Here is a 23,274-nt window from a genome sequence, read left to right on the forward strand (position 1 = left end):
CACAGGAGAGTTGTGAACGCTGATCTCGTCGTAGTCGGTTCGGGTTTTTTTGGCCTGACAATCGCGGAACGCGCCGCCACGGAGCTGGGGCTGAAGGTCGCCGTCCTGGACCGCCGCCACCACATTGGCGGTAACGCGTACAGCGAAAATGAGGCCAAGACCGGCATCGAGGTCCACCGGTACGGTGCCCACCTCTTCCACACCTCCAACGAGCGCGTCTGGGAGTACGTCAACCGCTTCACGGCGTTCACCAACTACCAGCACAAGGTCTACACCAGCCACAAGGGCGAGGTGTATTCCATGCCCATCAACCTGGGCACCATCAACCAGTTCTTCCGGTCCTCGATGGGCCCGGGCGAGGCCCGCGCCCTCATCCAGGAGCAGGCCGGCGAACTCGCGGGCACCGACCCGCAGAACCTGAACGACAAGGGGATCCAGCTGATCGGCCGGCCCCTGTACGAGGCGTTCATCAAGTACTACACGGGCAAGCAGTGGCAGACCGACCCCAAGGACCTGCCCGCGGAAATCATTTCCCGGCTTCCGGTCCGCTACAACTACGACAACCGCTACTTCAACGACACGTATGAAGGCCTGCCCGTTGACGGCTACACGGCGTGGATCGAGCGGATGGCCGACCACCCGAACATCGAGGTCCACCTCAACACCGACTTCTTCGACGGCGGCGAATTCGGCCGGGACGCCGTGCGCGGCCAGGTGCCGGTCATCTACACCGGCCCAGTGGACCGGTACTTCGACTACGCCGAGGGCGACCTGTCCTGGCGAACCATCGACCTCGAGGAAGAAGTCCTCCCGATCGAGGACTTCCAGGGCTGCTCGGTGATGAACTACCCGGACGAGGACGTCCCGTACACCCGGATCCACGAGTTCCGGCACTTCCATCCTGAGCGTGAGTACACCAAGGACGCCACGGTCATCATGCGGGAGTTCTCCCGCTTTGCCGAGAAGGGCGATGAGCCCTACTACCCGGTGAACACCGCCGTCGACCGCGAGAAGCTCCTGGCCTACCGCGACCTCGCCAGGGGCGAGGAATCCGTGCTGTTCGGCGGCCGGCTGGGAACCTACAAATACCTCGACATGCACATGGCCATTGGATCGGCCCTGAGCATGTTCGATAACAAGATCAAGCCGCACTTCAGCGGCGGCGCGAAGCTGGAAAGCGGAGGAGTAGACGCATGAGCGTAGCGACGGAGTTCCGGCAGGGAACCGAACCGGGCACTGACGGGACCGTGTGGAAGACAGTCCACCGTGTTGTTTTCCCGGTCGACGGCGATACCGACACCCTCCCGCTGTACGTCGACTTCGACGCCGCCCGCCGTGTGGTGGAGTCGCAGGACACCAGCAGCAAGCGCAGCGCAGCCTCACCCCTGGTGTCCCAGCGCAGCGAGATGCGTTCGGACTTCATCCTTGGCCGCCGCGAACTGTCCCTGCCAGCGCACCGGCGCGTTTCCTTCGGAACGTACTTCAACGCGTTCCCGGCCAGCTACTGGCGGGCCCACACCGACGTGCAGCAGGTCCGCCTGAGCATCGAGGTGGACGCCGAGGCTACGGTCATCGTCTACAAGTCCAGCCCCCGCGGCAGCTCGAACCGCGTCCAGAGCCTGCACGTCACGGGCGGCACCACGGCCACCTGCGACCTTTCGCTCACCACGTTCGCCGACGGCGGCTGGTACTGGTTCGACCTCGTCGCCCACGGCGACGATGTGAAGCTGAAGCAGGCCGACTGGTCTGTGCCCCAGCCCGAGGGGTTCACCCCCGGCTCACTGTCCATCGCGGTCACCACGTTCAACCGGCCGGACTACTGCGTCAAGCACCTGCGGACCTTCGCCGAATCCGAGGACCTGCTGGCGGTCATGGACCGGCTGATCGTCACCGACCAAGGCAACCAGAAGGTCCGCGACGAGCCCGGCTTCGACGAAGCCGCGGCTGTGCTCGGCGACAAGTTCAAGCTCGTTGAGCAGGGCAACCTCGGCGGATCCGGCGGCTTCGCCCGGGGCATGCACGAGGCCGTCGAGGGCGGCGAGAGCAAGTACGTCATGCTCCTTGACGACGACGTCGTCGTGGAGACCGAAGGCGTCCTCCGGGCCGTCAACTTCGCCGACTTCACCCGCAGCGCCACCATCGTGGGCGGCCACATGTTCAACCTCTTTGAACGCTCCGTGATCCACAACTTCGGCGAGGGCATCAACGAGTACCGGTTCCAGTACGAGCCGATGTCCGAAGGTCAGAGCGCCCATGACTTCGCGGCCAGCAACCTGCGCACCACCCCGTGGATGCACCGCAGGATCGACGTCGATTACAACGGCTGGTGGATGTGCCTGATCCCGACGTCGATCATCAGGGAAATCGGGCTGGCACTGCCCGTCTTCATCAAGTGGGACGACGTCGAGTACGGCATCCGTGCCAAGGCAAACGGCTACACGACGGTGAGCCTGCCCGGCGCTGCCGTCTGGCACATGCCCTGGACCGAAAAAGACGACACCATCGACTGGCAGGCCTACTTCCACCAGCGGAACCGCTGGGTGGCGGCAATGCTGTACTCGCAGTACGAAAAGGGCGGCCGCCTTCCCATCGAGAGCTTCCTCCAGGATGTCCGGCACCTGCTCTCCCTTCAGTACTCGGCCGTGGAGCTGCGGAACCGTGCGCTCAAGGACCTGCTCGACGGGCCCTCGCATCTGCACCGGACCATCGGCGGCAAACTCCCCGAGATCCGCAAGGTCCGTTCGGAATTCCCGGATGCCCAGGTCAGCAAGGACATCACCGCGTTCCCTGCCGTCAAGCGGCTGCACCTGCCGAAGTTCGGCATGGTTCCCACCCGGCCCAAGAACTTCGCGCAGACCCTGTCCAGCGCCCTGTCCGGCGCGATCCGCCAGCTCCGCCCCGTGGACCCGGCCGCAGCTGAGCACCCCGAGGCAGTGGTACCGGCGGCCGACGCCCGCTGGTGGCGCCTTTCGCACCTGGATTCCGCGCTGGTGTCGGCATCCGACGGCACAGGCGCCTCCTGGTACCGCCGCGACAACGTGCGCTTCCGCAAAGAGCTGCTGCGCAGCCTTGCCCTGCACACCCGCGTGCTGGCCCGGTGGGACGACCTCTCCGCGTCCTACAAGAAGGAACTGCCCAACTTCACGTCTCCGGATGCCTGGCGCAAGACCTTCGCGGCCAACTCCGGCTCCGAGGCTGACCAGCAGAAGCCCGGTCAGTGACAAACGGACGCACCTCTCCTATCCAACAGGACGCCGGCCGGGCGCTGGTGGCTCCGGGAACCGGGAACGGGCTCGTTGACGTGTTCCGTTCCCGGTTCCTCCTGAAGCTCCTTGTCCGCAAGGAGCTCAGGATCAGGTACCGGGGTTCGGTGCTCGGACTGCTGTGGACCTACGTCAAGCCCGGGGTCCAGTTCATCGCCTTCTACATTGCCCTGGGTGTTTTCCTGGGCCTGGAGCAGAGCCCGACCAACAGGGGAGGGCTGCCCAACTATGCGGTCTACCTGTTTTCCGGCATCATCCTGGTGAACTTCTTCACGGAGTCCCTGAGCACGGCTACACGGTCGATCGTCAACAACAGCGGGCTGATCAACAAGATCTACCTGCCGAGGGAACTGTTTCCGGTGTCCTCGGTGTGGGTCTCGGCGGTCCATTTCTTCCCGCAGCTGTTCGTCCTGGTGGTGGCCTGCCTGTTCAGCGGCTGGCGTCCCGGCCTGCTGGAGGCGGTCACGGCCGTCGCGGGCTTTGTCATGATTGCGCTGCTTGCCACCGGTCTGGGCCTCTTCTTCGGCTCGGTCAACGTGTATTTCCGCGATTCGGAGAACCTCGTTGACCTGATTCTGCTGATCGCCACCTGGGTTGCCCCGGTGCTGTACTCCTGGCGGATGGTGCTGGACAAGGCCGGCGAAACCTGGTTCGCGGTTTACCAGCTCAACCCGATCACGATAGCGGTGGAGTGCTTCCACCATGCCTTCTGGCTGCCCACCACGGCCGGGGCAGAGGGAAGCCCGCCCAATCTGGTCACCGTGTGGGTTCCCGTGGGGCTGCTGGTCTCGCTTGCCATCCTTTTCCTCGGCCAGTGGACTTTCCGGCGGCTCGAGGGCCGCTTCGCACAGGAGCTGTGAGCCTTGACCACCGCAATTGAAATCCGCAACATCAACAAGCAGTTCGTCCTGCGGCACACCCGGTCACTCAAGGAAGCCCTCGTGTGGCTTCTGCGGGGCCGCAAAGGTGATCTGTCGAAGAAGTTCCATGCCCTCCGGGACCTGTCCATCGACGTCGAACACGGCGAGACGGTGGCCCTCCTGGGACTGAACGGCTCAGGAAAGTCAACGCTGCTCAAGCACATCTCCGGCGTCATGCTCCCCGATTCCGGCACCGTCCGCACCGGCGGACGCGTCGCCGGCCTCATCGAAGTGGGCGCAGGGTTCCACCCTGACCTCTCGGGGCGGGACAACGTCTTCCTGAATGGCGCGATCCTCGGGATGACAGAAGCCCAGATCAAGGAAAAATTCGACTCCATCGTCGAGTTTGCCGAGATCGGGGAGTTCATCGACACCGAGGTGAAGTTCTACTCCTCGGGAATGTACCTTCGGCTGGCGTTCTCGGTGGCAGTCCACACGGACCCCGACGTGTTCCTGGTTGATGAGATCCTTGCCGTGGGCGACGAGCCCTTCCAAAAGAAGTGCCTCGCCAAGATCAAGGAACTCGCGGCGGCCGGCAAGACGCTGGTGGTGGTCAGCCATGACCTCGACCTGGTGGCCCATGTCTGCGAACGCGGAGTGCTTCTGGAACACGGGCGGGTCATCATGGACGGCCCGGTGGCTGACGTGATCAGCCGGCTCCGCGGAAACTAGCGTCCCGCAATCCTCGCACTGCCGTAAGCTTCAACTGCTGCCGCAAGCTTCACCGCTGCGACCGCCCAGCCGAACCCGGCCCGATCCGTAATCACTCTTGGAGGAAAATTGTCCTGGCTGACTTCGCTGCCGGCCCTGCTAGCGGCCGGGGCCGTGGTTCTCCTTCCCGGTGCTGCGCTTGCCTGGTCTCTCGGGTTCCGGCGCACCAGCCTGCTGGGACTGGCTCCCGTGCTGTCCCTGTCGATCGCGGGCGTTGGCGCCGTACTCGCGCCGTTCGTCCACCTGGAGTGGGGGATCGGCGTCGTGCTTGGAACCGCTGCCCTGGCGTCCGTGGCAGCATGGGCCGTGACCCGCCGCCCATGGCGGCGCCAGGAGGCCACGGCTCTCCAGCATGCGGTGCAGCAGAGTGACGGCTGGCCGACCCTGGCGGCCGGCGCCATCGGTGTTGCCGTCGGTGCACTGCTCATCGCCCGCCGGGTCATCCAGCTGATCGGTGAACCCGACAATATCTCCCAGCGCTACGACAACGTCTTCCATCTGAACGCGGTCCGCTATGTGCTGGACACGGGCAACGCCTCAACGTTGAACCTCGGCAGCATGGCCGGCGGGACCGGAGGGCTCTCTTCCGTGTATCCCGCGGTGTGGCATTCGCTGGCCGCCCTCGTGACCCAGCTGACCGGCGCGTCCGTGCCTGTCTCGGTGAACGCCGTCAACCTCGTGGCTTCGGCGGTAATCTGGCCCGTTTCCGTGGTGTTCCTGACGCGTGTTGTCATTGGGCCGCGCCCTGTTGGCCTCATGGCCGCGGGCGTCCTGTCGGCGGGTTTCCTCGCCTTTCCGTACCTGTTGCTGGTGTGGGGTCCGCTGTTCCCCAATCTGCTCTCCGTCAGCGCGCTGCCCGCCGGCGTCGCCGCGGTTATCTTCGTCTGCCGGCTGTCACCGACGCTCCGTGAACCTCCGCTGCGGGCCTGGCTTGCCCTCCTCGTGGCAGTTCCCGGGCTGGCCCTGTCGCACATGAGCGCCGTCAACGCACTTCTGGCCTTCAGCATTCCGGTCATTCTGGCACGGCTTTTCCGCTACTTCCGGGAGCTGATCCGTACCAAGGCGGCGCCGAAGAAATTCGCGGTCGTCGCCCTTGCCACGGTGGCGGGCGCGGTTGCCGTTGTGGTGGCGTGGCAGAAGCTCCGCCCGGCGCCGTACAACGGCTGGACCCCGCACCAGACGGTGCCCGGGGCCATCGGCGAAGTGATTGCGAACGGGCCCATGAAGACGGACGCCGCTGTCCTGATTTCGGTGTTGGCGCTGATTGGCATCGCCAGGATCATTCGGCGGCGGACACAGCTCTGGTTGCTTGGGTGCTACGTCGTGGCCGGGTTCCTGTACGTTGTGGACGCCGGTTTTGCCGCCGGCTGGGCCCGGGCGTTCTTCACCGGAACCTGGTACCAGGACACCTACCGCCTCGCGGCCTACCTTCCCATTTTCGCCGTGGTGCTTGCCGCCCTGGGCGTGCTGGCCACGGCTGACACCGCCAAGGCGGCCGCCGGCGTCCTTGCCCTGAAGCTGCCAACCGCTGGGATCCGCCGGCTGCGGCTGACCGGCGTTGCGGGCTTCGCCGGCATCCTGGCGGTCTGCCTTGCCCTTGGCTGGGCCGCGCAGGCCGGTCCGGTGCGGGGATATGTGGCGTCCAGCCAGTACTACTTCGAGCGCGACACGAAGGACTCCATCCTGTCATCCGACGAATATGCCCTGTTGGACCGCCTTGATTCCGAGGTTCCCGAGGACGCTGTCATCGCGGTGAACCCGTGGAACGGCGGCTCGCTTGCCTACGCTTTCGCGGACCGCAAGGTGCTCGAATTCCACATGGGCCAGCGGGAGAGCAAGAGCATGCGGGTCGTGGCGGAGTCCCTCGCGGACGCGGGCACCTCACCCGCGGTGTGTGACGCAGTGAAGGCGACGAAGGTTTCCTACGCCCTGGACTTTGGCACCCAGTATCTCTTGAACCACCCGCAGAGCAGGACGTACCAGGGCCTGCAGAACCTCGCATCCTCGCGAGCGGTCCAGCTCGTGGACCAGCAGGGCAACGCGAAGCTGTTCAAAGTGGTGGCCTGCAGCTAGCACTGCAAAAGGAAGACCTCCGGAACGGGCGTCCCGCGCCGGTTCCGGAGGTCTCTGTTCTTAAGGGCTTGTCAGCTTCCGAAGGCCTCAATCAGGGCTGCCACGGTGCGTTCGGCGGCATGGCCGTCGCCGTAGGGAGTGGCATCCGTCGCCGCCGGCGCCGGACGCTGCACCGTGTCCGCAAGGACGGTCAGGTCCTTGCTCACCAGCACGTTCCAGCCGAGTTCGACGGTCTCCACCCATTCAGTTTCGGGGCGGATCGTCGTACAAGGGGTGCGGAGCAGGAAGGCTTCCTTCTGCAGTCCGCCGGAGTCGGTGATGACGCCGGCGCTGTTCCGGACGGCGTGGACCAGCTGCGGGTAGGCGAGCGGCGACGCAACGCGCACCGCCCCCTGCTCCAGCTCAATGCCGTGCTTGGCCGCAAGGTTGACGAGCCGGGGGTGGGCCAGCAGGAAGACCGGCTTCTGCAGGCTGGCCAAGGACCCGACGATGGCGGAGAGGCGTTCCGGGGAATCGGTGTTGTCCGGCCGGTGGATGGTGCAGACGTAGTATTCGCCCGGGGCCGCGTCGACCGGGAGGGGCTGGTCGCCGCCGTCGAGCATGTCGCGGACCTTGAAGAGGACGTCGGTCATGACGTCTCCCACCAGGACCGTCCTCTCGGCGAGGCCCTCGGTGGCGAGGTGCTTGACAGCCACCTCGGTGGGGGCGAGCAGGAGGTCGGCGCTGTGGTCGGTCAGGACACGGTTGTGCTCTTCGGGCATCCGGCGGTTGAAGGACCGCAGGCCCGCCTCAAGGTGCGCGACAGGGATGTGCATCTTGATGGCGGCGATGGCCGCGGCGAGGGTGGAGTTGGTGTCACCGTAAACGAGGACGCAATCAGGGGCAGACTGTTCCAGGATTTCTTCGAGCCCGTGCAGCATGGCACCGGTCTGGGCTCCGTGCTTGCCCGAGCCCACGCCAAGGTTGAAGTCCGGTGCGGGGATGCCGAGGTCGCGGAAGAACACATCGCTCATGAGCTCGTCATAGTGCTGGCCCGTGTGGGCGATCAGGTGTTCTGCCTGGCCCTTCATGGCCGCCGCAATCGGCGCAAGTTTCACAAACTGGGGACGTGCGCCAACGACGCTGAGAATTCGCATGGGTTCCAGTTTAGTTGCAGGCCGCGCAGATTTCCGCCCGGGGCCGCCTGCACGGGGTCAGGACGGGGAAAAGACGCCGGCCCGGGCGCGCTGCCGTTCCATCAGGTAGTGCCGCAGCACTGAGTCCCGGGACAGGATCGCGGCGGGACGCGCCGGGACTAAATCACCCAGGCGGCCCGCCGTCCGGTGGCGTTCGACGGCGGTTCGCAGCGACTGAACATCGGCCGCTGCGGCGGCCGCCCGGGTCAGTTCCGCGTCCCGACGGCTCAGTTCCGGCAGCTGGCCGCCGGCAAAGGCGTACAGCCGGGAGGATATGTCCGCCCAGTAGGCACGCTCCGCCTCATTCCACAGGGCATTATCCGGGACGCCGGAGGCGCCGGCCCGGCGAAGCAGCGCACCGATGCCGTGCACCCGCAGAACCTTCAGTGCCACGGCCCTGCGCTCAGCCAGCGTGGCCTGCTGCAGCCATTCGGACGCGAGCAGCCGCTCCAGCCACCTGAACTCGTCCGCCAGGCTGCTCAGGGAGCTGGTGACGCGGCCGGCGCCGGAGTCGTCGGTCTGGTGATAAGCGGGGGCGCCGTACGGGTAGCAGACGGGGCCGGAGCGGAACCAGAGCTTTAGGGTTGCCTCGATGTCCTCGCCGGTCCGCAGCCCCTCCGCATAGCGGAAGCCGACGTCGGTGAGAGCGGAGCGCCGGAGCAGTCCGTACGGGACGCTCCGGTAGGCGAGCCCGTCCTTGAGGGGATCCAGGACGGCCGGCTTCGAAGGCCGGATGCGGGGCGCCGGAAGGATGGTTCCTTCCGGGGTGCGCAGCGGCGCGATGACCACGGAAGCGCTGTTCGGCTGGGCTGCCTTCCACCACGCGGCCAGGGAACCGGGCTCCAGGTGGTCATCCGAGTCAAGGAAGCTCAGAAACGTTGCCGTGGTTGCGTCCAGCGCACGGTTGCGGGGTCCTGCGGGGGACCTGACGCCGTCGTCGCACGTCAGCCAGGTGACGCCGTCGAACTCGGCGTCGCCGGCCGCAGGCCCGGCGCCCGTGCTGACCTCCGCGGCTGCGGCGCCGAGGTTGTGCAGCACCACTGTCACCCGGAGCTCAACGCCCAGCCGGGACAACTCGGCCCGCTGTGCCAGGGCGGAGCTGACAGCGCGTTTGAAGGGTCGTTCTACATCATGGACGGGAATGACCACTTCGATGCTCTGGCTCATGGGGGTGTGCGTGCTCCTCGGCAAGGTTTCATTGGACCCGCGATAACCTTACTGGGTGGACAACAAAACACAGGATTCCGTGCTGCTCGACGTGGTGATTGCCGTGCACACCCCGGACCGGCCGGTGGGGCGCGCCGTTGCGTCCCTGCTGGAGGGCGGCCTGGCCGCGGAGGCCGGAGCGCCGCGGCGCCTGCGGATCAACGTTGTCTGCCACAACACGGACGTGGAACCGATCCGGGACCGCGTGGCTCCCGGACACCGGGAGCTGGTCCGCTTCCTGCACTACGTGGACGGCATCAAGAGCCCGGCGGGTCCCTTCAACCACGGCATTGCCGAAGCCACCGGCACCTGGGTGGCCATTATGGGCAGCGATGATTCCATCGAACCCGGCGCCCTGGCGCAGTGGGTGGATGCTGCCGAACGCGGCGGGGCCGACGTCCTGATCGCCCCCATGGCGCATGCAGGGGGCGGCGTGATCCGCACCCCGGTGGTCCGGCGTACCCGGCGCGGCCACCTGGATCCGGTGGCGGACCGACTCACGTACCGGACCGCGCCGCTGGGCCTGCTGAAACTCTCACTCGTGCGGCAACTCGGCCTCACGTTCCCGCCGCGCTACGCCACGGGGGAGGACCAGTCCTTCTCCGCGAAGCTGTGGTTCTCCGGCGCCAAAATCAGCTACGGGCGGGGCCTGCCGCGCTACCTCGTGCACGCCGACGCCGCCGTCCGGGTGACCCACACCCCGCGGCCGGTCACGGAGGACCTGGCCTTCGCCACCGACCTCGTGCTGTCCGAGTGGTTTGCGGGGCTTCCGCAGCGCGCCAGGGAAGCGATCGTTACCAAGATTATCCGCGTGCACGTCTTTGGGCACGTCCTGCTGCGGGCCGAGGCCGGGACATGGGACAAGGAGGACGCGCGGGAGATGGCCCAGGAGCTGCGGAAGCTGCTGTTCCGTGCGCCGCATGCTGCCCGTCCGCTCTCGCTGGCGGACAGAAAACTGCTCGACGCCGTCGCACGCGAGGAACCGGACGTGGACGTGATGAAGTCGCTGGCCAGGGCCCGGCGCCGCTTTACCAGCCCGCAGACGTGGGTGCCCCGCGACGTCACCAGGGTGCTGCACCCGGAAGCCCCCTTCCGGTTCATGAGCGCCTCGGCCCTCGTGTAGCGCCCGCCCGCCTAAAATTCCAGACACGCCAAAGGAACACATGAAGATCCTGGTAGTTGCCACGTGGTACCCCCATGACGAAAACCCCACCGAGGCGCCGTTCAACGCCGAACATGTGGAGGCGATCCGCGGCCGGGGACACGATGTGCGGGTGGTCCATGTGCGGCTCGGAAGCGCGCTTGGCATGCCGGGGAAGTCGTCAGGCCTGTGGGAGGGAACACCGGTGCGGCGCATTGCTGCCGACCCCAAACGCCCCTTCACGCTCGTGCAGGCGGCAAGGACGCTGGCGCGGGAAATGGCCTGGGCGGACGCCGTCCACACGATGGCGTTCTCCTCCGTCCTCGTCACGATGCTGCCCTGGGCCGCCCGGACTCTTGCGGGCCGGGGACGGGCCTGGGTGCACACGGAACACTGGAACGGCGTGGTCAACCCGGCGAGTGTTTCGCCCCTGTGGGAAAAGCTGGCCGGAATCCGGGCGGTCCTGCGACTGCCCCATGTGGTTACCGGTGTTACCGGACAGCTGAGCACGGAGATGCAGCGCTTTGCCCGGCCGGGCGCCGCAACGGTGGTGCCGTGCGTTGTCAAGGGGCGGGGCGCCGTCGTTCCTGCCTCTTTCGGGAATCCGCTCCGGCTGGCCGCCGTCGGGGGACTGGTTGCCAGAAAGCGCCCGCTGGAAGCGGTGGACACCATCGCTTGGCTGAGGGACCACGGCACGGCGGCGCACCTGACCTGGGTGGGGGACGGACCGCTGCGGGCAGCGGTTGAGTCCCGCATTGCGGAGCTCGGACTGGGAGACCACGTCACGCTTGCTGGCTCGGTTCTGCCTGCCGAGGTGGCCCGGCACCTGTCGGCAGCCGACCTCTTCTTCCTTCCGACCGCCCAGGAGAACTTCTTCACGTCGGCGGCCGAGGCGCTCGCCGCCGGCCGCGCCGTCGTTGCCACGAGGGTGGGAGGCTTCAGCGATTACGCGGATGCCTCCAACAGCAGGCTGGTGGAGGACGTGACACCCGAATCGCTGGGACGGGCGGTGCTGGACGCGAGGGAGGCGTTCAAGGACGTGCCCGCGGAGGACATCGCGCGCCCCATCCGGGAGAGGTTCTCACCGGAGGCCGTGGGCGAGCTGTTCGACCGTGCCTATACGGCGGCGCTGGCCCGTGCCTGAAAAGCGACTGTCTACAACTACGCGTTAGGGAAATTATTGAAGTCCGAACCCAGGGTTCTTCAGTTCAACGACTGCGCCTTCGTGGCCCGCAACATGGTGCGGGCCGCGGCGAGGGCCGGCATCGAATGGTCTTACATGCCGCCGGAGCAGGTCCGGCCCATGACCGCTGCCCCAAGGAACCCGCTCCTCGCCCGGGCACGGTTCGTTCCCTTCGTCGCGCGCCGGGCGCTCCGCCTTCGCGCGGCCGACGTCGTGCATGTCCACTACGGGACGAGCGCACGGCTGCTGCGGGAGCGCGGCATGCCGCGCCGGCCGTACGCGCTGACCCTCCACGGGACCGATATCCGCAAGCAGTGGACGGACCCGCAGTTCCACGGCGAGATCCAGCAGGCGATCGACGGGGCCGCCCACGTTTTCTTCGCCAACAACGACACCGCGGAGAACGCCCGCCGCGCCCGTCCAGATGCCGAGTTCCTTCCTGCTCTCGTGGACGCGGCGGCGCTGCCCTCGTGGCATCCCGGCGGGCGGCCTTCCATACTTTTCGTCTCGCGCTGGGATGACGACAAAGGCGTCGAGCGGCAGCTGGAGCTGGCGCGCAAGCTGAGCGCCGCCGTCGGAAACCGTGCAGAAATCCTTGGCCTGAACTGGGGTCCCGGCGCCGAAGCTGCCCGCCGGAACGGGGTGACCCTGCTGGAACGGATGCCGCAGGATGACTTCCACAGGATCATGGCACAGGCACACGTGACCGTTGGCCAGGCAACCAATAACTTCGCCACCAGCGAGTTCGAGGCCCTCTGCATGGGTGCCCCCCTCGCCGCCTTGGGCTCCCGGCTCCCGAGGCCCGACGACGGCACCACGCCTCCAGTGATCGAGGGAACCGATGAGGACGTGGTGGAGCAGGTCGTGGCAGCCCTGGATGACCCCGTGGCGGTCACCCAACAGCTGGGCGGACGGGACTGGGCACTGCCCCGCTACGACGCGGCAGCCTTTGTGCCGCGACTGACGACGCTGTATGCCAGGATCTCGGCCGGCAAGGCCTAGCAGCCGGCAGAGGAGCAGCTGCCGGCCGGCCCGTTAGCTGCCGGCTGCCGTCACTCCGGCCGGTGAGTGCAGCCCCGCAAGGGCTGCCTGCTGGGCAAAGTCCGGGTTCGCGCGGACAACCTCGTCGAACGTGCCCTGGGTGAGGATGGTTCCTTCCTTCATGAAGCACACCTGATCGTTGTTGCGGATGGTCGACAGGCGGTGCGCCACGGAGATGACGGTGATTTCGCCGTGCAATTCACTGATGGCCTGGGCTACGGCCGCCTCGGTGGCCGTGTCGAGTGCGCTCGTCGCCTCGTCCAGCACCAGAACGAGCGGATCCATGTACAGGGCGCGGGCAATACCGAGGCGCTGGCGCTGGCCGCCTGACAAGGCTAGGCCGCGTTCGCCGACCCGGCCGTTGATGCCGTCCTTGCGGGACTCGATGGTCTCCAGGAGCTGGGCGCGCTGCAATGCGGTGCGGACGCGGTCCTCGTCGACGTCACTGCCCCAGGTCAGGGCGACGTTCTGGGCCACGGTGCCGTCGAAGATGGCGACTTCCTGAGGCACGTAGCCAACGCGTTTACGCCAGTCGGCCAGTACATCCTGGAGCGGAACGCCGTCGAGGGTCATGGTTCCGGCGGAAGGGGTCAGCAGGCCCAAGAAGATGTCGATCAGTGTGGACTTGCCTGCACCCGACTGTCCCACCACTCCAATGGAGGAGCCCATGGGCAGCTGCAGGTTGATGTTCCGGACGGCGGGCTGGCCGGCACCGGGATACGTGAACTCGACGTTTTTGAGTTCCAGCATTTTCGGCTCGTGCCGGATAGGAGTCTTGCCCAGCTTTTCCGCGTGCTTGCGGAACTCGGCGGCGTCCTTGATGTCCCGCATCACTGTCTCGGTGTAGGGGAGAGTGGACTGAACAACCGTCAGCTGTGACTGCATGGCGGTAAGCGCGGGGACCATCTTGAAGCCTGCCAGGCCGAAGATCGCCACGGACGACATCGCGGCTTCGATACCTCCGATGAGGTAGCCGACGGTACCGATGAGAAGGAAGCCGCCAATGAGGGCCATGTCGATCACGAACTTCGGCACCGCGCCCATGAACCGGATGTTCGAGCGGGACCGTGCGGCGGTCTCACGGCTCTCCATCACGATGCCGCCCACCTCGTCCGCCTTGTCGCGGAGGGTGATTTCCTTCAGTGCAGCCAGCATTTCGGACACCAGGGTGGACATCCGCATGGCGGCGTCGCGGTTCACCTTGCCGGCCTCGTAGGACTTCTTGGAGAGCCACAAGTAAAGGAATGCTGCGATGGCGCCGAGGTAGACGAGCGTCGCCAGCGCCGTCTGCCACGACGCGCCGATCAGGACCACCAGGACCGAAACAAAGGTCAGCGCCATGGCAGGCAGCGTAACCGCCGGAAGGAGTACGCCCGATACCGTGTTGGCAATGCCGACGTCGATCATTCGCACCAGCTCAGCCGTGGATCGCTTCATGCGTTCGGTCCACGGAGCCCGGATGTAGCTCTGGAACAGCACCGTGCCGATCTCGAGTTCGTAATCGGCGAATTTCCTGGTGGAGACCCATTGCAGCCAGATGTTCAGCACCGACTTCAGGATCATCACCATGGCGGACCCGACGAGCAACAGCAGCCCGAACTCCTGGCTCATGGACCCGATCAGGGGCAGGCTCATCTGTCCGCCCTTGAGGATCTGGTTAAGCACGAGGGCGAACACGCCGAGGGCGGCTGCGTCGAGAAGCGCCAGAACTGCTGAGAGGACGCCGAAAAGCAGGAGGAATCTCCGCGCATTCATAGGCAGAAGCGGCAGCAGTTCGCGCATGGTGCGGCGCAGTTGTCTCAAGAAATTACTCCAGAACGGAAGGGGAAGAGTCCCTCCATACTACCGCCGGGCTCCGCTCCGGCTGTGATGGGCCGGGCCGTGGCCAATGCCGGGGATCGGGTCGCGGGGATGTCTGAAATCGGCCCCGGCAGGGTCTCAATGAGAGGATGAAGGCATGAGCGACCAAATCAGGGTGACCCAACTGTTTGACTGCGCTGACGTGGGAAAGACCATCGTGAAAGCGGGCGTCAGCCATGGGAAGCCTTGGAAAATTATCCAGGGCCCGTGGACCAGGGGCGGAACCAAAGCGGCTTATTACCGGTTCCGGCTTGAGCAGGCAGCGGCTTACCCCCGTACCCAGCTGTGGCACGTGAACATGGGCGGACGGGCCAAGTGGGCGCGCGGCGTGTTCTCCCGCCCCTACGCCCTTACCCTGCACGGAACGGACATCCGGGAGAACTACTGGCAGGACCAGCACCACGCCGTGATGAAGAGCGACATCGACGGCGCCGGGCACGTGTGGTACATGACTCCTGACGTCCGGGAGAAGGCGGAAAGCGTCAGGCCCGACGCCGAGTACTTCCCGATTCCCGTGGAGCCGGACGAACTGCCGGCCTGGAATCCCGCGGCCAGGCCGCGGGTGTTCTTTCCGTCACGTTGGGACGCTTCCAAGGGTGGTGACGCCTTAGTCAAGACAGCGGCAGACGTGGTTGCCGCAATCGGGCGGAACGACGTCGACATTGTTGGACTGGACTGGGGAGACCGGGCCGCCGAGGTCGCGGCACTGGGGGTGACCCTGCTGCCCAAGATGCCCAAGGACAGATTCCTGCTGGAGATGGCCAGCGCCCACGTGGCAGTGGGACAGGTGGCCGGCATCCTCGCCACGAGCGAGTTGGAGGCGCTGGGGATCGGTGTTCCCGTCGTCGTCGCCGATCCGGTGTCCGGCTACCCGGACGACCTGGCAACGGTGTCGGTAGCGCGGGCGGACGTCGGCCAGGCGGTGCTGGAATCGCTGCAGGACCCCCGCGGGCTGTCCCAACGCCTTGACGGCCCGGCGTATGTGCGCAGAAATCACAGCGCTGAGGTCATGCTGCCTAGACTGGAAGCGGGCTACGCCAAAGCGCTGGAGAACGCTCGATGACCAAGCCCCACCTGCTCTACATCGCTTTCGCCTTTCCCCCGAGTACCGCATCATCCGTTTACCGCTGCACAGCGGTAGCCAATGCGTTCGCCGAGGACGGATGGGACGTCACGGTCCTCACAGTCGACCCGCAGGTCTGGTCTCAGATCTCGGGAGTGGATGAGAAGCTGGCGGAATCGGTCCACCCGGCCATCCGGGTTGTCGCAGTGGACGACGGGGGCGCGGAGGAACCGGCCAAGGGAGACCTGCGCCGGTACTCGCGGTTCAGGATCGAGGCTCCCTACCTCTGGAAGGATGCCCTGCGCCGCCGCAGCCGGCGGAACTTCCCCGAGGACTTCCACGGGGCGTGGCTGAAGCCCGCCAGCGAGGCTGCCCGAAACATCCACGCGGACAAGCCCGTTGACCTGGTCATGGCATCGGCCAGCCCATACGTGGCATTTGGCGTTGCCCGGGCGCTTGAGGGCGTCCCGTACGTCATGGACTACCGCGACGCATGGGCTTTTAACACCATTTCCGGGGCCGAAGACTTCACCCCGGACAGTGCCGTGGGGAAGCGCGAAGCCGAATACCTGCGCGATGCCGCCCAGGTCTGGTTCGTCAACAACCAGATCCGGGACGAGTATGCACGCCGCTATCCGGAGTCGGCCCATCTGATGCGGGTGGTCGCCAACGGCTTCGATCCCCAGCCAGGGCACGCCAGACCTGCCGCACAGCCTGCTGAACGCCCACGCTTTGGTTACCTCGGCACGCTACAGTACGTGAACATGCCGCTGCAGGAATTCCTGGACGGGTGGAGCGCCGCCTTCGGTCCGGACAGCCCGCAGGCGGAGGCGGTGTTCCGCGGGAAGCTGAGCGCTTCCGGGGCGGCCGGCGCAGAAATTCTCGAAATCTTCGGATCCGGGCGCCAGAACGGCCTCCGGTACGACGGCCCAATCTCCAAGCGCGACGTCGCCGGGTTCTACGGCAGCATGGATGCCCTGATTCTCCTGCTGTCCAGCGGCAAATACGTGACGGGCGGCAAGACCACTGAGTACCTGGCCACCGGGCTGCCGATCGTCTCCGTGCACGACATGGAGAACGCCGCCACGGACCTCCTGCGGGATTACCCGCTGTGGTTCCCTGCGGAGGAACTTACCCCCGAAGGGATAGCCATTGCCCTTCGTGATTGCGCCGACGCACTGCAGGAGCCGGACGAAAAGCGCTGGGCCGCTGCCTGGGCCTACGGCCAGCAGTTCCTCCGCAGCACGATCCTGGAGCCGGTCATTGCCGAGCTGCGGGGAATTGCAGGGCACGGCGCGGTCAATCCGCAGCCGGCCACCGAGGAAAGGAGCCAGGCGTGACTCCCGCCAAACCGCTGCACGTAAGTATCGTCGTCGGCCGCAGCAGCCACCCGCAGGCCGTCATTGATGATTTGTGGAACCGTGCACTGGGCGCCGTAGGTCAGCATGCTGGCGAGATGACCGGGACGGCAGTCTACGCGTATGACCGCGAGCCGACCGTCACGGCCGGGGACGACCGTCTGACCGTGGTGCCGTTGGCAAAACCACGCGGCAGCCGGTTCGCCTCGCTGGTGTCAGCCGCCGCAGGAAAGCCCGGCCCGGTTGGTGTTGCCGGACGGCTTCTGAGGGACAATCTCGAGTCCAGGCGCCTTGCGCGGACCCTCGCCGGCCGGGTGGACCTTCAGGAAAAGTTCCGGAGCTCGGACGTCGTCGTGGCCGCTGACCTTACCGCTGACCGCTCCGTTTGGCATCTGCGGAACAACACAGGTGCCGGGCTGGTGCACGGACCCATCGCCATGCTGCACGCACTCCGCGAGGCACTGCGGAAGTGATCGTCCGTCAGACCCCGCCGATGAGTCCATGGCATGTCGCCTGTGGAATACTTGACGGGTGAGTCGAACCTGGATAGTCATACCCATGTACAACGAAGCGTCCGTCGTCGGCACCGTCATCGAGGGGCTGCGGAAGGAATTTCCGCACGTTGTTTGTGTTGATGACGGCAGCACCGACGGCTCGCAGGACATCGCCCGCCAGGCCGGCGCCGTCGTTGTCCAGCACCCGGTAAACCTGGGCCAGGGGGCGGCGCTGCAGACGGGAATCGAGTATTCGCTGCAGGACCCGCAGCTGGACTGCATTGTTACTTTCGACGCCGACGGCCAGCACCGCGTGGTAGACGCACTGGCCATGGCCGACCGGATCCGTTCGGGCGAAGCCGACGTCGTGCTCGGGTCCCGGTTCCTCGACAACCGCACCAAGCTCTCACCCCTGAAACGGCTGGTTCTGCGGACGGCCGCTGTTCAGTCCCGGATGTCTACGGGAATGGCTCTGACGGACGCCCATAACGGCCTTCGCGCGTTCAGCCCCAACGTCGCCCGGAACATCCATCTGCAGCAGAACCGGATGGCTCACGCCTCCGAGCTGGTCCATCAGCTTGCCGAGATGAACCCGCGCTGGGTGGAGCACCCGGTGGAGATCATCTACACGGACTACTCGAAATCCAAAGGCCAGTCGTTGCTGAACTCGGTCAATATCGTCGCCGACCTCTTCTTTAGGTGAAATTGTGCAGATCATTGTCCAGGTAGCACTTGTCCTTGCCGTCATCATTGTCTCGCTTGCACTGATGCGAGGCGGCTCCAATGCCAGGCATCTTGCCATCCGCCGCATCATGCTGGTTCTCTTCGCCTGCCTGGCAGCACTTTCGATCTTCTTCCCGGAACTGCTGACCCGTGTGGCCCGACTGCTCGGCATCGGCCGCGGAACAGACCTGGTGCTTTATGGCCTGATCGTGAGTTTCCTGGTCTTCATGGCTACGACCTACCAGCGCTTCCGGCACATGGAATCCACCCTGACCAAGCTTTCCCGGAGGATTGCCTTGGACGAGACGCCGCCCCCCGGCAATGACGGGCCCCTCGAACGCAAGGATGCGGAGCCTGACCGGCGCCTGACACCACCGGCCCACGGAGGGCAGTAATGTTGGACCATATGACTGAGCTGCCCTCGCTGTTGATCCTGACCTTTTCGCCCATTCGCTCGGATCCCAGGGTCCTCAAGCAGGTTGAGCTTTTTAAAGGCAAGTACCGCGTTTCAACGTGCGGCTACGGTGACGCCCCCGATGGGGTGGACAGCCATTTCGCGTTGCCCGCCGATTCCCGCGGCTGGCCCTCCGACAAGCTGGGCCTCGTCACGCGCCGCTATCCGCGCGTCTACGACGGGCTGACCGCTGTCTCGGCTGCGCGCGGCATCCTTCCGCGCGGGGAATTCGACGTTATTCTCGCCAACGATTTGAACACGCTTCCGCTTGCGCTGGAGCTTCAGCCGAGGCTGGGTGTCCATGCCGACCTGCACGAATTTGCCCCCCGAGAAAAAGAGGATGACCTCAAGTGGCGGCTGTTCGTGGCGCCGTTCATGCGCTGGCTCTGCCGGCGATACCTTCCCTTGGCCGAATCGGTCACCACTGTATCCCAGGGAATTGCAGACGAATACACCAAGGACTACAGGGTGGCTGCGGGCGTGGTGACCAACGCGGCACCCTACTCCGAACGTGAGGTGCGGGCCGTAGGCACCCCGGTCCGCCTCATCCACAGCGCTGCGGGCCAGCGTTACCGCAAGCTTGAAAACTTCATTGAGGCCATGCGGGATGCGCCGGACTGGCTGACCCTGGACATGATCGTGATGCCCAATGAACCGGATTATGTGGCCGAGCTCAAGGAGAAGGCAGCTTCAGTGCCTGCCATCCGGTTCCGTGACCCCGTACCCTACAGCCAGCTCGTGGCTACGCTCAGCGAGTACGATGTCTCCCTGGTGTTTCTGCCGCCCACGAACTTCAACCTTAAGAACGCCCTGCCGAATAAGTTTTTCGAAGCCGTCCAGGCGCGCATTGGCCTCATCGTCGGCCCGTCGCCGGCGATGGTCGCTCTCGTGGAGCAGTACGGATTGGGTGCTGTGACGTCTGACTTCTCGGCGGACTCGCTGCGGAACACCCTGCACGGGCTGACGGCGGAGAAGATTTCCGAGTGGAAGCGCGCAGCGGACGCAGCAGCCCGTCCACTCTCGGCCGAGTCCCAGGTGCTGGCGTGGCAGAAGGCCGTTGAAGCGATTGTGGCTGCTCAGACAACGCGTGCCTGAGCCGTAGCGGCCCCGGACAGTTAAACAGAAAGGCGGCTTCCCCGGATGATCGGGAAGCCGCCTTTGTGTTCGGGGACTTTAGCTGGCGCCGGAGGTGGACGACACCACGGAAACCGTTCCCACCGATCCGGCGATGAAGGACGTACCCCACTGGCTTCCGGCCGTCACCGGGTAGTAGCGCAACTGTCCATCGGCCTGAACGGCCATCACGCCCTTGCTGGTGTTTCCGGCAAAGCCCCTGTTTGCCGAGAACTGGCGGAATGATTGCCAGCCGCTGCCGACGGTTTTCCTGGTTTCTGAGATGAACCTGTTCGCGCCGGTGGAGCGGTAGAGCCGCATGGCTCCTGTGGAGTTGACGGCCAGCAGGTCCTGCTTGCCGTCTGAATCGTAGTCAATCATGGCCAGCTTCAGGCCCGACCAGCCGGCTCCGATCCGGACGGGTGTACTGAAGGTGCGTCCGGTGGCATTTGCCCAGTAATAGAGGGCGCCGTCGGAGCCATAACCCACCAGGCCCGGGTACCGGGATCCGGAGACCCACTTGCCGGTGACCAGGGTGGTCTGGGCGAAGCCTGAGGAAGCAACGGTGAAGGGCGCCGAAAACCCGCCGGACGCCGAACCTGGATACAGGGACAACACGCCGTTGGACCTCTGGGCCAGGACGTCGGCGACGCCATCACCGTTCCAGTCCACCACGTTCAGGGACTTCATTCCGGACCACCCCACGCCGATCTGGTAAGGGCTGCCAACCGAGGAATTTCCGGCCGGGCGGTTCCAGAGCCCGCCGGCGGCGTCAACGGTCAGGACGTCTGCGGTGCTGGTGATGGCCCGTTCTGGCACAAGGAGCCCGCTGCCGCCGATGAGGAGACCGTTCCAGCCCGAGGGCAGCACGGACTTGGCACCGAGGGCGCCACCCGTCAGTGGATAGTAGCTCAACTCCCCCGAGCGGTCGCGTGCGAGCAGCCCGTCCGATCCGGCCGCTGCGAAGCCCCTGGCCGGGCTGATGCTGTTCAAGGTATTCCAGCCGCTGGCCATCAGCTTGCGGGGTTCTGAGACCAGCGTTCCTGTTCCGCCGGAGCGGTAGAGCGTCATCCGGCCCAGGTAATCAACTGCCACAAGATCCTGGTTCCCGTCGCCGTCGGCATCCGCCATGGAGACGTCCGTCCGCGCGAAACCGGAGGCGACGGTTGTGGCAGGGGCGAGCACGCCGCCCGATGGGTTCGCCCGGAACTGGAGTGTGCCGGCGGCGGTGCGGACGACCACGCCGGGATACTTGGCGGCCTTGACCCAGGGTCCGAAGGTGACATCGGCTCCGGACAAGCCCGTGGCGAGAACAGTCCGTGCTGCAAAGCCGCCGGCCGCCAGCCCGGTTTGGATTCCCAGCACTCCTGTGGTGCTCAGTGTGGCCAGGTCCTGGATGCCGTCGGCGTTCCAGTCGATGACGTGGATAGATGCCACCCCGGTAAAGCCGGTACCGATCTTGGTGGCGGTTCCCAGCGTTCCGGCACCCGAGCTGCGGCGGTAGACATTGCCTGCAGCATCGACGGTTACGACGTCGGAAGCCGAGGTGATCGAAGGTGTCGCAGCCGGCGGTGTTGGCGGGGCCGTGGTGACGTTGATGGTTTCGCCGCCGGCGATAAGGTAATTGTTCCAGCCCGTTCCGATGGCGGTGACCGTACCCCAAGCGGAGTTGCCGGGCACCGGATAGTAGTAGAGCTGTCCGCTGGTATTGCGGGCCATGAGGCCGTTCGTGGCGGCCCCCTTGAAGTTCGTGGTGACGGTGACACTTGTCATGTTGTGCCAGCCGCTGCCGATGGTCCTGCGGGCCTCGGCGACGAAGAGCCCGCTGCCGTTCGTGCGGTACAGCAGCATCTGGCCGGCCGGGTTCTGGGCCAGAATGTCCTGGTTGCCGTCACCGTCAAAGTCGATCATGGTGAGGTTGAGGCCGCCCCAGCCCTGGGCGATGGCTGTTCCGCCGCTCACACCGGCGCCCGAGGTGTTTTGCCACAGGCGCAGTACGCCTGAGTCGTCGCGGCTGATAATTTGCGGGTAGTAGCTGCTGTTGTACCAGTAGCCGATCGTCAGTTGGTAGTTGCCCCAGCCCGAAGCCGCGAGCACCGGGCCGGTGGCAAATCCGCCGGCAGCAATCCCCAGATAGACGTTGACCCGTCCTGTGTTCCATTGGGCGACGAGGTCAAGGACGCCGTCAGCGTTCCAGTCGATGGCATTGATGGACCGCAGCCCGCTCCAGCCGACGCCTATCTGTTTGCGCGTGCGGAACGTCCCGCTGCCGGTGGCCGGATAATCCCAGAGGATGCCGGAGGAGTCCGCCGCCACCACATCTCCCAACGACGTGATGGAGGGTGTTGGTACGGTGCCGTCGGCCGTTGCGGCAAACTTCTGCAGGCTGGCGAGCGTTCCGTTCCAGGCGTTGGAGTCCCCGGCGAAGGGCCCGGTGGCGCTGTACTGCCAAACACTGTACGTACCCCAGCCGTTTGGCATGGATCCCACGTAGCGCGAATAGGAAGCCAGATGCAGCGGTTGGCGACTGAATGCGCCGGAGTTGCCCGTGCACTGGGTCCACCAGTCGGTGGTCGTGTAGATCATGGGCAGGCGCCCGGTCCTTGCCAGCACCCGGTTGGAGAAGGCTGCGATCCAGTTGACCATCGCCGCCTGGCTCATGTCGTAGCAGGTGTTTCCCAGCGAAGTGTAGGGGTTGTACTCGATATCGAGAAGCGGGGGCATGGTCTTTCCGTCCCCTGTCCAGCCGCCGCCGTTGTTGACGAAATAGTCAGCCTGGGCCGCGGCCGTCGAAACCCCGGGAAGGGCAAAGTGGTATGCCCCGCGAATGATGCCAGAGGCGAGTGCGCCGCCGTACTGGGCGCCGAAGTACGGGTTCTTGTAGGTGGTCCCCTCGGTGGCCTTCACGTAGGCGAACCGTGCCCCCATGCTGTACTGGGCTGCCCAGTTGACAGCGGTCTGGTGGCTGCTGACGTCCAATCCCTGCACGCCGGGTGCCATCCACGTGTTGGCCGCTTCAGTGGAGATCGCATTCAGCGACGATGCGGTGGACTGCTTTGCGAACGTCGCGGCCCGGCGCTTGACGCCCTGCCCAAGGTAGGCACCGTCTTTTCCGATCTCGGCGCGCAGGGCAGCCATGTCGATCTGGCCCGGCTCGGGCTGTGGCGAAGTCTGGCCTGCCTCCGCCGCACCCGGTTCGGCGGCACTCTGCTCCGTCGTCTGGGAGGGAGTGGCCGTGGTGGTGGCTGAGGGCGACGCTGGCGCGGTCGACGCCGGGACCTCGGGAGACGGCGGAGCCGTCGGGGAAGCGGGAGCTGCTTGGGCCGGAAGACCCGCCCCCAGGCAGAGCATCGTGGATAGGAGGGCCGTGCCGCTTAAACGGGCAACGCGCCTTGCCTTCAAGGCGACTGCCGCGGAGATTTTGCTATTCGGGGAACAATTCATGTGACACTCCGTAGCCTTCAAATTCCGGGCAGAGAGCCGGCTCGTGGCTGAC

General features: G+C 65.7%; 18 protein-coding genes. 14 read left to right on the forward strand and 4 right to left on the reverse strand.

Going from position 1 to position 23,274, the window contains the following annotated elements; all coding sequences use genetic code 11:
* The first annotated feature begins 12 nt into the window (after nt 1–12).
* From glf to ACFTSA_RS10165, 5 genes are all read left to right on the forward strand, one after another.
* Nucleotides 13–1,197, forward strand: coding sequence for a UDP-galactopyranose mutase (gene glf, locus ACFTSA_RS10145; RefSeq protein WP_377951145.1), 1,185 nt, complete (start codon nt 13–15; stop codon nt 1,195–1,197).
* On the forward strand, nt 1,194–3,221 hold the full coding sequence (locus tag ACFTSA_RS10150; RefSeq protein ID WP_377951146.1) for a glycosyltransferase: 2,028 nt from the start codon (nt 1,194–1,196) through the stop codon (nt 3,219–3,221). Before glf ends, ACFTSA_RS10150 begins: the two co-directional genes overlap by 4 nt.
* Nucleotides 3,218–4,123 carry an ABC transporter permease gene (locus ACFTSA_RS10155; RefSeq protein WP_377951147.1) on the forward strand — a complete coding sequence of 302 codons (906 nt, stop codon included), beginning with the start codon at nt 3,218–3,220 and terminating at the stop codon, nt 4,121–4,123. The genes ACFTSA_RS10150 and ACFTSA_RS10155 overlap by 4 nt, the downstream gene beginning before the upstream one ends.
* Before the next feature lie 3 nt (nt 4,124–4,126).
* Nucleotides 4,127–4,855, forward strand: coding sequence for an ABC transporter ATP-binding protein (locus tag ACFTSA_RS10160; RefSeq protein WP_377951148.1), 729 nt, complete (start codon nt 4,127–4,129; stop codon nt 4,853–4,855).
* Nucleotides 4,856–4,963: 108 nt separating this feature from the next.
* Entirely contained in the window at nt 4,964–6,967 is a 2,004-nt protein-coding gene (locus ACFTSA_RS10165) for a DUF6541 family protein (protein WP_377951149.1), read from the forward strand.
* Nucleotides 6,968–7,038: 71 nt separating this feature from the next.
* Here the strand turns inward: ACFTSA_RS10165 and wecB are convergent, their stop codons facing one another.
* A complete protein-coding gene (gene wecB, locus ACFTSA_RS10170; protein ID WP_377951150.1) occupies nt 7,039–8,103 on the reverse strand; it encodes a non-hydrolyzing UDP-N-acetylglucosamine 2-epimerase in 1,065 nt (354 codons plus the stop codon).
* Nucleotides 8,104–8,160: 57 nt separating this feature from the next.
* Nucleotides 8,161–9,309 carry a hypothetical protein gene (locus tag ACFTSA_RS10175; protein ID WP_377951151.1) on the reverse strand — a complete coding sequence of 383 codons (1,149 nt, stop codon included), beginning with the start codon at nt 9,307–9,309 and terminating at the stop codon, nt 8,161–8,163.
* A 55-nt stretch (nt 9,310–9,364) separates the two neighbouring features.
* On the opposite strand from ACFTSA_RS10175, the gene ACFTSA_RS10180 reads away from it, so the two are divergent.
* The 3 genes from ACFTSA_RS10180 to ACFTSA_RS10190 are packed head-to-tail and all read left to right on the forward strand — an operon-like array spanning nt 9,365 to nt 12,674.
* Entirely contained in the window at nt 9,365–10,471 is a 1,107-nt protein-coding gene (locus ACFTSA_RS10180; RefSeq protein WP_377951152.1) for a glycosyltransferase, read from the forward strand.
* Between the two features lie 40 nt (nt 10,472–10,511).
* Nucleotides 10,512–11,633: a glycosyltransferase gene (locus ACFTSA_RS10185; protein WP_377951153.1), complete on the forward strand. Its 1,122-nt coding sequence runs from the start codon at nt 10,512–10,514 to the stop codon at nt 11,631–11,633.
* Between the two features lie 36 nt (nt 11,634–11,669).
* The gene (locus ACFTSA_RS10190; protein ID WP_377951154.1) at nt 11,670–12,674 is read left to right on the forward strand and encodes a glycosyltransferase; all 1,005 of its coding nucleotides are present in this window, start codon (nt 11,670–11,672) and stop codon (nt 12,672–12,674) included.
* 33 nt (nt 12,675–12,707) lie between these two features.
* Here the strand turns inward: ACFTSA_RS10190 and ACFTSA_RS10195 are convergent, their stop codons facing one another.
* On the reverse strand, nt 12,708–14,516 hold the full coding sequence (locus ACFTSA_RS10195; RefSeq protein WP_377951155.1) for an ABC transporter ATP-binding protein: 1,809 nt from the start codon (nt 14,514–14,516) through the stop codon (nt 12,708–12,710).
* 154 nt (nt 14,517–14,670) lie between these two features.
* Here ACFTSA_RS10195 and ACFTSA_RS10200 point away from each other — a divergent pair, with 154 nt between their 5' ends.
* From ACFTSA_RS10200 to ACFTSA_RS10225, 6 genes are read left to right on the forward strand one after another with little or no spacing between them, the layout of a single operon-like run.
* Entirely contained in the window at nt 14,671–15,636 is a 966-nt protein-coding gene (locus ACFTSA_RS10200) for a hypothetical protein (RefSeq protein WP_377951156.1), read from the forward strand.
* Nucleotides 15,633–16,976 (forward strand): glycosyltransferase, encoded by a 1,344-nt coding sequence (locus ACFTSA_RS10205; protein WP_377951157.1) that lies wholly within the window; start codon nt 15,633–15,635, stop codon nt 16,974–16,976. Before ACFTSA_RS10200 ends, ACFTSA_RS10205 begins: the two co-directional genes overlap by 4 nt.
* Nucleotides 16,973–17,467 carry a hypothetical protein gene (locus tag ACFTSA_RS10210; RefSeq protein ID WP_377951158.1) on the forward strand — a complete coding sequence of 165 codons (495 nt, stop codon included), beginning with the start codon at nt 16,973–16,975 and terminating at the stop codon, nt 17,465–17,467. Before ACFTSA_RS10205 ends, ACFTSA_RS10210 begins: the two co-directional genes overlap by 4 nt.
* Before the next feature lie 58 nt (nt 17,468–17,525).
* Nucleotides 17,526–18,191 (forward strand): glycosyltransferase family 2 protein, encoded by a 666-nt coding sequence (locus tag ACFTSA_RS10215; RefSeq protein ID WP_377951160.1) that lies wholly within the window; start codon nt 17,526–17,528, stop codon nt 18,189–18,191.
* A 4-nt stretch (nt 18,192–18,195) separates the two neighbouring features.
* The gene (locus tag ACFTSA_RS10220) at nt 18,196–18,606 is read left to right on the forward strand and encodes a DUF2304 domain-containing protein (RefSeq protein WP_377951161.1); all 411 of its coding nucleotides are present in this window, start codon (nt 18,196–18,198) and stop codon (nt 18,604–18,606) included.
* An 11-nt stretch (nt 18,607–18,617) separates the two neighbouring features.
* Nucleotides 18,618–19,760: a glycosyltransferase family 1 protein gene (locus ACFTSA_RS10225; RefSeq protein ID WP_377951162.1), complete on the forward strand. Its 1,143-nt coding sequence runs from the start codon at nt 18,618–18,620 to the stop codon at nt 19,758–19,760.
* A gap of 78 nt (nt 19,761–19,838) precedes the next feature.
* Here ACFTSA_RS10225 and ACFTSA_RS10230 read toward each other — a convergent pair whose 3' ends face one another.
* Entirely contained in the window at nt 19,839–23,129 is a 3,291-nt protein-coding gene (locus ACFTSA_RS10230) for a GH25 family lysozyme (protein ID WP_377951163.1), read from the reverse strand.
* Nucleotides 23,130–23,274: the final 145 nt, after the last annotated feature.

The organism is Arthrobacter sp. NPDC057013 (assembly GCF_042674585.1).
GTDB lineage: Bacteria > Actinomycetota > Actinomycetes > Actinomycetales > Micrococcaceae > Arthrobacter.

Coding starts and splice junctions, on each gene's coding strand:
- ACFTSA_RS10230 (WP_377951163.1), bottom strand. CDS start 23,129: ATGCTCTGCCTGGGGGCGGGTCTTCCGGCCCAAGCAGCTCCCGCTTCC.
- wecB (WP_377951150.1), bottom strand. CDS start 8,103: ATGCGAATTCTCAGCGTCGTTGGCGCACGTCCCCAGTTTGTGAAACTT.
- ACFTSA_RS10225 (WP_377951162.1), top strand. CDS start 18,618: ATGACTGAGCTGCCCTCGCTGTTGATCCTGACCTTTTCGCCCATTCGC.
- ACFTSA_RS10150 (WP_377951146.1), top strand. CDS start 1,194: ATGAGCGTAGCGACGGAGTTCCGGCAGGGAACCGAACCGGGCACTGAC.
- ACFTSA_RS10205 (WP_377951157.1), top strand. CDS start 15,633: ATGACCAAGCCCCACCTGCTCTACATCGCTTTCGCCTTTCCCCCGAGT.
- ACFTSA_RS10200 (WP_377951156.1), top strand. CDS start 14,671: ATGAGCGACCAAATCAGGGTGACCCAACTGTTTGACTGCGCTGACGTG.
- ACFTSA_RS10175 (WP_377951151.1), bottom strand. CDS start 9,309: ATGAGCCAGAGCATCGAAGTGGTCATTCCCGTCCATGATGTAGAACGA.
- ACFTSA_RS10185 (WP_377951153.1), top strand. CDS start 10,512: ATGAAGATCCTGGTAGTTGCCACGTGGTACCCCCATGACGAAAACCCC.